This is a genomic window from Streptomyces sp. NPDC000878, from assembly GCF_053599695.1.
Window position 1 is genome coordinate 1 of record NZ_JBSFMT010000153.1, and the last position, 7495, is coordinate 7495.

Genomic DNA, 7495 nt, shown 5'->3' on the forward strand with positions numbered 1-7495 from the left:
GCCCTCCAGCAGGTTGCCTTCCCAGACGGTGTGTGCAGAGCGCGTGGTAGCCACGATTCGTCCTTTCGCGTGTGGTCCCGATACCGGGGTTCCGTACCCCCATCCGATCACACTCCGGCGCGATTCCGGCTCACTGCACACGAAAGACCGGCCCACGTGCGGTGAACGGCAGACGAGCGCCCTGCGGAATCAGATAGGCGTGCTCGCGCCGCACCCGCAGGACGTCGCACCACCCGTCCGTGATCACCAGCACCGGCGCTCCCGGCGGGAAGTCGTCGGCCCGGTGCAGCAGGTCGACGCCGGGCTGGAGCACCGTACCGCCGCGCCCGCGCACCCGGACCCGCTCGGCGATGTCGGCGACCGGCAGATAGCCCGCGTCGTGGGCGGCGGCATCGCAGAACACGACGCGCGCCGCCGGTACGTCCCGTGCGCCGGCGTACGAGGCGATCGCGCCCAGCGCCTTGCCGAGCAGCGTCCGGTCCATGGAACCGGAGGTGTCGAGGACCACCCCGAACGTGCAGCGGGCGATCTCCTCGGGCGGGAAGTACCGCCCCGCGCGCGGGATGTCGGGCGTGGAGGACTGGCGGCGCGAGGGGCGGGCGTACGACCGTACGGGCTCCGGGCGGGGCACGAACTCGTCGAACCAGCGGGCGAGTTGGGCGTCCCAGGGCAGCGGCGGATGGTTCAGCGCGCGGATCTCCTCCACCAACCCGCCCGGCAGGTACCCGCGTTCCTGCTGCTCGTGCAGGTTCAGCCCCTGGCCGAGGCCACGCCGGTAGAACTCGTCGAGGTCGACGTAGTCACGCGGTGAGCCCAGCGGAGCGCCCAGCACATCGCAGGCGCCCTTCCCGCGCAGGGTGGACAGCCGGCGCATCCGGCGCAGGTCCTTCGCGATCCGGTCGTACACCTCCTCCGCCGAGAGACCCTTCAACTCGGCGTCGTACAGCAGCCCTTGGGGGATGGTGCCGACGTCCATCTCGGTCAGCCAGTTGTTGATGACGTAGTCGCAGGCGACGTTGAATAGGTACGGGTCGCGGGTGCCGCAGCGGTCGCCGTGGCGCAGGGCGGCGTGCAGCATCTCGTGGGCGAGGACGAACCGCCATTCCTCGTCGTCCAGTTGGCACAGCGGGTTGACGTAGATCTCCCCCGCCTCCGCGTTGACCGCGGCGACGGAGATGCCGTGGGCGTGGACGAGTTCGAGGTCGGCGACGAGCTTGATGCCGGCCGCGATGCCGCCGAGCAGCGGGTAGGAGGTGACGAACCAGCTCAACGCCTTCTCCCAGGGCCGTGGTTGAGCCGACTCGTCGGACATGGACTCGCGCCGGCCGCCCGCCACGTCCATCGCCGTCGCCATCGTGCGGGTCAGGGCGGAGGCGAAGGCGAGCTGCCAGTCGGGGACCGCCGGGGCCCACTTCTCGTACGGTTCGAGCCGCTGGTCGGGCTCGCTGCCCGCCGTACCGCAGCGCTCGAACGCGGCCGGGATCGAGCCCGCGCGCCGCCAGCGGGCGGCGAGCTGCTCCTCGTCGCCGTCTGGGTAGGCGCGCGGCAGGAGTTCGGGGGCGGTGCCGACCGGGAAGCCGAGCAGGAAACGGTTGACGACGACGCAGCGGGCCGCGAGGTCGTAGCGGTCGGGCTGGACGCGCTCGCCCTTCGCCGCCGGGACATGTCCGAAGCCGAGATGGATGAGGCCGTGCGCGATCGCCCACGCCCACTCGGCCGGTTCGGCCCGCCGGGTGGGGTGGATGTGCAGCACCCCGTCCGAGTCGACGCGCACCAGTCCGTCGCCGGGCGAGAGGACACAGCCCGGGTCCCGGCAGGTGTAGAAGTGCACCGAGCCGAGCGCCGGGTTGGCGCGCACGAGGGCCAGCCCGGCCTCGTACGCCTCCCTCGCGAGGTCCTTCCGCTTCTGCGCCTGTTTGCGCGCCCGGCTCACCGACGCGCCTCCACCAGCCGGGGCATGTCCCGCGCCGCCTCGACCAGGAACCAGGCGGGCAGCAGGGGGTTGCCGTCGGCGTCGGCGGCGATGACGCTCTGCGCGACCTCCACCGAGATCTCGGCGAGCTGCACGAGCAGCGACTTGGCGCGGTACGCGGCCTCGCGGCCGTTGGGCGACATGTGCCCCTTGCTGACGGGGAGTTCCTTGACCAGCCGCCCGCGGAACGACTCGGCGAGGTAGTAGAGCAGGTCGCGGTCCTCGACGCGGTGCGGCCAGCGCGCGTCGCCCTTGATGATCGCGTCGATACCGAACCGGCTGCGCACGATCTTGACGTACCCGCAGAACGCGGTGGCGTGCGTCGGTGTCAGCGCGCCGTGCGCGATCACCTTCAGGGTCTCCTCGTCGAGCGCGGGCCCGAAGGAGTGCAGGGCGTCGGAGAGCATGTGCCAGGAGCGGGGCGTGGAGAAGGGCTCCTCGGTCTTCGGCGGCTTGGACCAGAGGTGGTCGGGCCGGTCGGCGAGGTGGTCCACGACCCACGGATGGATGTCGTTGTTCGCGGCCCAGACCAGCCAGTCCTTCGGCGAGGCCTCAAGATGCACGTGGGCGAGGCGGTTGACTAGGGCGGAGGCGATCGGCCGGGCGAGGGCGTTGTCCGTGGCACGGTTGCCCGCGCCGATCACGATCGAGCCCTTCGGCAGCTCGTAGTTGCCGATACGGCGGTCCAGGATCAGCGAGTAGAACGCCTTCTGGACGTCCGGCGTGGCCGCGTTCAGCTCGTCCAGGAACAGGCAGTACGGCTCGTCCCGGGCGATGGCCTCCGGCGGACAGAACACGGACCGCCCGTCGCGGATCTGCGGTACGCCGATCAGGTCCTCCGGCGCCAGCTGTGTACCGAGCAGACTGACGCACTCCAGTCCCAGCGACTCCGCGAACTCCCTTACCAGGGAGGACTTTCCGATGCCGGGCGCGCCCCAGAGGAACACGGGCCGCACGGTCGCGAGACCGAGCAGCAGCTCCGGGATACGGGCGGGAGTGACGGTGACGGCAGCCTGCACGCAGGTACTCCAGGGGGTTCGTAGAGGACGGAGTGCGCAGAGGGCGCGATGTCCGGTACGAACAGTGTGGGTACGGAGGAGCGTGGGCGCAGCCGATTATTCGGCGGCCCGGCTGCCCCGGTCGCCACGGCTGCCCCGGTTGCCACGGCTCAGGCCGCCCGCTGGTCCCCAGGGGCCCGGGGAGCCTCCAGGGGCACCTGCGGCCCGTTGCACTCGCGCAGCCAGCGTCGCAGTACGCGGTGGATGTGCTCGGCGCCGACCAGTTCCTCCCCGTCCTCGGCCGCCGGCGACAGGGCGAGGGGCGCCAGCAGGAAGGGTCTGCCCTGGGCGCCGCCGAGTCCGCCGTGCGAGCCGATCTGCTCCTCGAAGGCGAGCACCTCGCCCTCGGCCGGGTCGTACCAGGAGTTGACCATGATGTCGGCGGTGTGCGGGAAGGAGTGCGTACGGCGGACCGCGCTCGCCGCGCCGGGCCCGAAGTCGGCCAGCGGGCCGTCGTGTTCGTCGTCCAGCGCGTCCACCGGGATCTCCGCGCCGTGCGCGCCCAGCACCACTCCGCCGTGCTCCTCGCTGCGGACGAGGACGAAGCCGACGCCGGGATGGTTGGCGAGGGTGGTGAGCAGCGCGGGGTGGCGGGCGTCGATCTCCTCCTTGGTCATGCGGTGATGTACGTCAGGAAAGGAGATCAGGCCCAGGTTCCCGGAGGCGAGCACCAGGGGTTCGGAGTGGCGGCCCGTGGGCACGTGCTGTCCGGCGTTCTCCTCGACGGGCCGGCGCAGTGCGGCGCGTACGGCGGCCCGGGCCTCGGCCCCGCTGTGGGTGCGCCGCGCCTTGCGCGGTACGGGCAGCCCGCAGCCGGCCCGGACCAGGTCGCCGAGAGTGAGTCCGTACCGTCCGCGGAAGGTCTCGCCGGGGCTCTGTCCATGGTCGGAGAGGAGGACGATCCGGTACGGGCGCGGGGCGTGTTCGGCGACGTTCGCGATCAACGCGAGGGAACGGTCGAGGCGTTGGAGGACCTTGTCGGTGTCGCGGCTGTGCGGCCCGGAGTGGTGGGCGACCTCGTCGTAGGCGACCAGGTCGGCGTAGACGGCGGTGCGTCCGGCGAGCATGTCGCCCATCACGGCGGCGACGACGACGTCCCGCTCGACGACGGTCGCGAAGGCGCGGACGAGGGGGTAGAGGCCGCCGCGTGCCACGCGCGGGCGCCGCTCCTGCATCCGGGCCCTGGTCGACTGGCCGACCTCACGGCCGACCTCGGCGACGAAGGACAGGGCGGTACGGACGGCGTTGGCGGGGTCGGAGAAGTAGGCGAAGTAGCCCGCACGGGAACGGTTCTCCCGGCCGCGCCGCCGTACCGCGATGGACAGCACGAGGGCCTGTTGGTCGGCGCCGCCGCTGAAGAGGTTGCCCCGGCTGGCGCCGTCGACGGTGAGCAGTCCGCCGTCGCCGGTGCGTTCGACGGCCCGGCGCTGGAGTTCGGCGGCGCTGGTGGGCCGGTTGCAGACCATGACCTCGCCCTTGTCCTTCTCGTACCAGCGGAAGGCGGGGATGTCGTGGTTGGTGCCGTGCAGGATGCCGAGCTGGCTGGCGCCGGTCTGGCTGGACCAGTCGGTGCGCCAGGGATGGAGCCGGTGGGTGGCGTCCAGCAGGCCCCCCACGGTCGGCATCAGCCCCCTCTCCACGGCCCGCACCAGGACGTCGTGGCCGACGCCGTCAAGCTGCAGGAACACCACTCCGGGCGTCGTGGGGCCCGCGAGGGACCGTGCGGTGCCGCGTCGGTCGGCGAGGCGGTAGAGCCGTCTGCGGTAGGCGTCGTCGTCCCGTACGGCCAGTGCGGCGCCCGTCGCGGAGGCCACGGCGGACATCACCGCGGCGACCACCACCGCCGTCTCCGGCGCCACCTCGGGGCGATCGGCCGGGGTCAGCCGCAGGGCGACGAGCAGCAGGAAGCCGTTCAGGAAGAAGACCAGCAGGCCCAGGACGAGGGCGGGCACGAGCAGCAGCAGCCGGACCAGCGCCGGCCACACCAGCGCCGACAGCAGACCGAAGGCGCCGGCGCCGATGGCCGCGGTGATCGCGATCCGGGTGGCGCTGTCGCCGTCGTCGCTCCGGATCTGGAAGTCCGGCAGAAGGCCCGCGAGCACGAGCATCGTGAGCGTCGACACGGCCCACACCGCGACGCTCCGCCCGATCTGGCTGGCGATCCGCCGCCAACGCCCCGCACCCACGCCCGCACACCTCACGTTCCGGCCCGTCCCCGTGGCAGGCCTGTACCCACCCTGTCACAACGGGCGAGCACGACCCGGCGTGCCCTGCTCGGGTTCAGCGGCCGTCGTACCCCGCGGTCGGCATGGACAGCCGGCGGTGGACCCGGGCCTTCATCTGCGCGTCGTACGACGGTTCCGCGCGGCCCACCGTCTCCACCCGCACCCCGCGCCGCTCGCACTCGGCGGTGAACTCGTCGACCGAGGTCAGCGCCTGTTCCAGGACCCGCTGGCTGGGCGCCACGAAGAGGTCGAGGCCGGGCTCGACGCCGTCCCAGAGGGCGGAGTGGTCGGGGCGCAGACTCCGTACGAGCAGCTCGCGGGTGACGACGTAGCCGTGCTCGGCGGCCCAGCGGGCGCACATGGCGTGCTGGCTGCGGGAGTCGACGAGGAACGGCTCCTCGTCGAGTTCTTCGAGCGGCGTCAGGCTGGCGATCGCGGTGACCCGCGGCGGCTGGCCGGGCAGGCCGGAGGCGGCGTGCGCGTGTCCCATGGCGTCCCCCTCAAAGCTCCGGGCTTCCCCGTTCACCTCAGGGTTTTCCCCACTCGCCCCGGGTTTCCCGCCGACCCTACTCCTGCCCGTAGTCTTCGGGGAGTCGCGCGAAGGAGGCAAAGGGGTGCCGGTGGACATCACGTGGTGGGGGCACGCCACCTGTACGGTCGAGGACTCGGGCGTACGTCTGCTGACCGACCCCCTGTTCGTGCGCCGGCTCGCCCATCTGCGCCGTCGACGGGGCGCGTTGCCCCCGCCCGGCGCATGGCGTGCGGACGTGGCGCTCGTCTCCCATCTGCACTCCGACCACCTCCATGTGCCCTCCCTCGCGCGCCTCGCGCCCGGCGCACACCTGATCGTGCCCCGGGGCGCACAGAAGGCGGTGCCGGGCCTGGCGCGCCGACTGGCACATCTCCGGATCACGGAGGTGGCGCCCGGGGACCACACCAAGGTCGGTGACCTGGTTGTACGGGCCGTGTCCGCGCGGCACGACGGGCGGCGGCTGAACCTCGGACCGCAGCGGGCTCCCGCGCTCGGCTATGTGATCGAGGGCGAGGCGCGGACGTACTTCGCCGGGGACACGGGCCTGTTCGAGTCGATGGCCGAGGAGGTCGGACCGGTCGACGTGGCGCTGCTGCCGGTGGGCGGCTGGGGGCCGTACCTCGGCGAGGGGCATCTGAACGCGGAGCGGGCGGCCGAGGCGCTGGCCCGGCTGGCGCCGCGCGCCGCCGTGCCCGTGCACTACGGCACGTACTGGCCGATCGGGATGGACGCCGTGCGCCCCCATGAGTTCCATGCGCCGGGCGAGGAGTTCGTGCGCCTCGCGGCGGAGCGGGCGTCCTCGGTCGAGGTGCACCGGCTGGAGCACGGGGAGAGCGTGCGCCTGGAGGCTGCGCGGTGAACGTGCTCCTGGCCGCGTCGGCGACCTCGGGACAGGGGGCGGCCGGGCAGGCGATCGGCTATCCGACGCTGTTCCTGCTGGTGCTGATCGGGGCGCTGGTGCCGGTGGTGCCGACGGGGGCGCTGGTGAGTTCGGCGGCGGTGGTCGCCTTCCACCAGAACTCCCCGCTCGCCATGGTCCTGGTGTTCGCGGTGGCCGCGCTGGCCGCGTTCCTCGGGGATGTGGCGCTGTACTGGCTGGGCCGGCGCGGGATGGGTTCGAAGAACGGCTCGCGCTGGCTGGCGGCGATCGAGTCGAGGGCACCCGAGGACCGTCTGACACAGGCCCAGGAGAAGCTGAGCGAGCACGGGGTGACGGTCCTGGTGCTGTCCCGGCTGGTGCCGGCGGGCCGCATCCCGGTGATGCTGGCCTGCCTGATGGCGAAGTGGCCGGTCCGCCGCTTCGCCCGCGGCGACGTCCCGGCCTGCCTGGCCTGGGCGGCGACGTACCAGCTGATCGGCGTCCTGGGCGGTTCGTTGTTCGACGAGCCCTGGGAGGGCGTGGTGGCGGCGGTCGCACTGACGCTGGCGATCAGCGCGGCGCCGAGTGCGTGGCGACGGGTGCGGGGCATCCGCGGAGCGGCCTGAACGAACGGGCGGGGGCCCGTCGCCAGTCCCAGTCGCCCCATCCTCGGGGGCGCTGCCCCCGAACCCCCGTATCGCGCTAGAACGCGCTCGTCCTCAAACGCCGGACGGGCTGAGTCAGTCAGCCCGTCCGGCGTTTGAGGACGAGCGCGTTCTAGCGCGATACGGGGGTTCGGGGGCGGAGCCCCCGAGGATGGGACGGGTAGGGGCGGCGGGGGCGAGGAAA

At 72.6% G+C, this 7495-nt stretch carries 6 protein-coding genes; 2 read left to right on the forward strand and 4 right to left on the reverse strand.

What is annotated here, in order from left to right; translation table 11 throughout:
- Positions 1 to 130: 130 nt before the first annotated feature.
- From ACWDR4_RS49455 to ACWDR4_RS49470, 4 genes are all read right to left on the reverse strand, one after another.
- Positions 131 to 1933 (reverse strand): vWA domain-containing protein, encoded by a 1803-nt coding sequence (locus ACWDR4_RS49455; protein WP_450418704.1) that lies wholly within the window; start codon positions 1931 to 1933, stop codon positions 131 to 133.
- Positions 1930 to 2991 carry an ATP-binding protein gene (locus ACWDR4_RS49460; protein WP_450418706.1) on the reverse strand — a complete coding sequence of 354 codons (1062 nt, stop codon included), beginning with the start codon at positions 2989 to 2991 and terminating at the stop codon, positions 1930 to 1932. Before ACWDR4_RS49460 ends, ACWDR4_RS49455 begins: the two co-directional genes overlap by 4 nt.
- 149 nt (positions 2992 to 3140) lie before the next feature.
- Entirely contained in the window at positions 3141 to 5216 is a 2076-nt protein-coding gene (locus ACWDR4_RS49465) for a phage holin family protein (RefSeq protein WP_450418708.1), read from the reverse strand.
- 94 nt (positions 5217 to 5310) lie between these two features.
- The gene (locus tag ACWDR4_RS49470) at positions 5311 to 5745 is read right to left on the reverse strand and encodes a hypothetical protein (RefSeq protein WP_450418710.1); all 435 of its coding nucleotides are present in this window, start codon (positions 5743 to 5745) and stop codon (positions 5311 to 5313) included.
- Between the two features lie 124 nt (positions 5746 to 5869).
- Here ACWDR4_RS49470 and ACWDR4_RS49475 point away from each other — a divergent pair, with 124 nt between their 5' ends.
- Together ACWDR4_RS49475 and ACWDR4_RS49480 are read left to right on the forward strand one after the other, a co-directional pair.
- Complete coding sequence (locus tag ACWDR4_RS49475) at positions 5870 to 6646, forward strand: MBL fold metallo-hydrolase (RefSeq protein ID WP_450418712.1); 777 nt, start codon at positions 5870 to 5872, stop codon at positions 6644 to 6646.
- Positions 6643 to 7272, forward strand: a complete 630-nt coding sequence (locus ACWDR4_RS49480) for a DedA family protein (protein ID WP_450418713.1) — start codon at positions 6643 to 6645, stop codon at positions 7270 to 7272. Before ACWDR4_RS49475 ends, ACWDR4_RS49480 begins: the two co-directional genes overlap by 4 nt.
- Positions 7273 to 7495 lie beyond the last annotated feature (223 nt).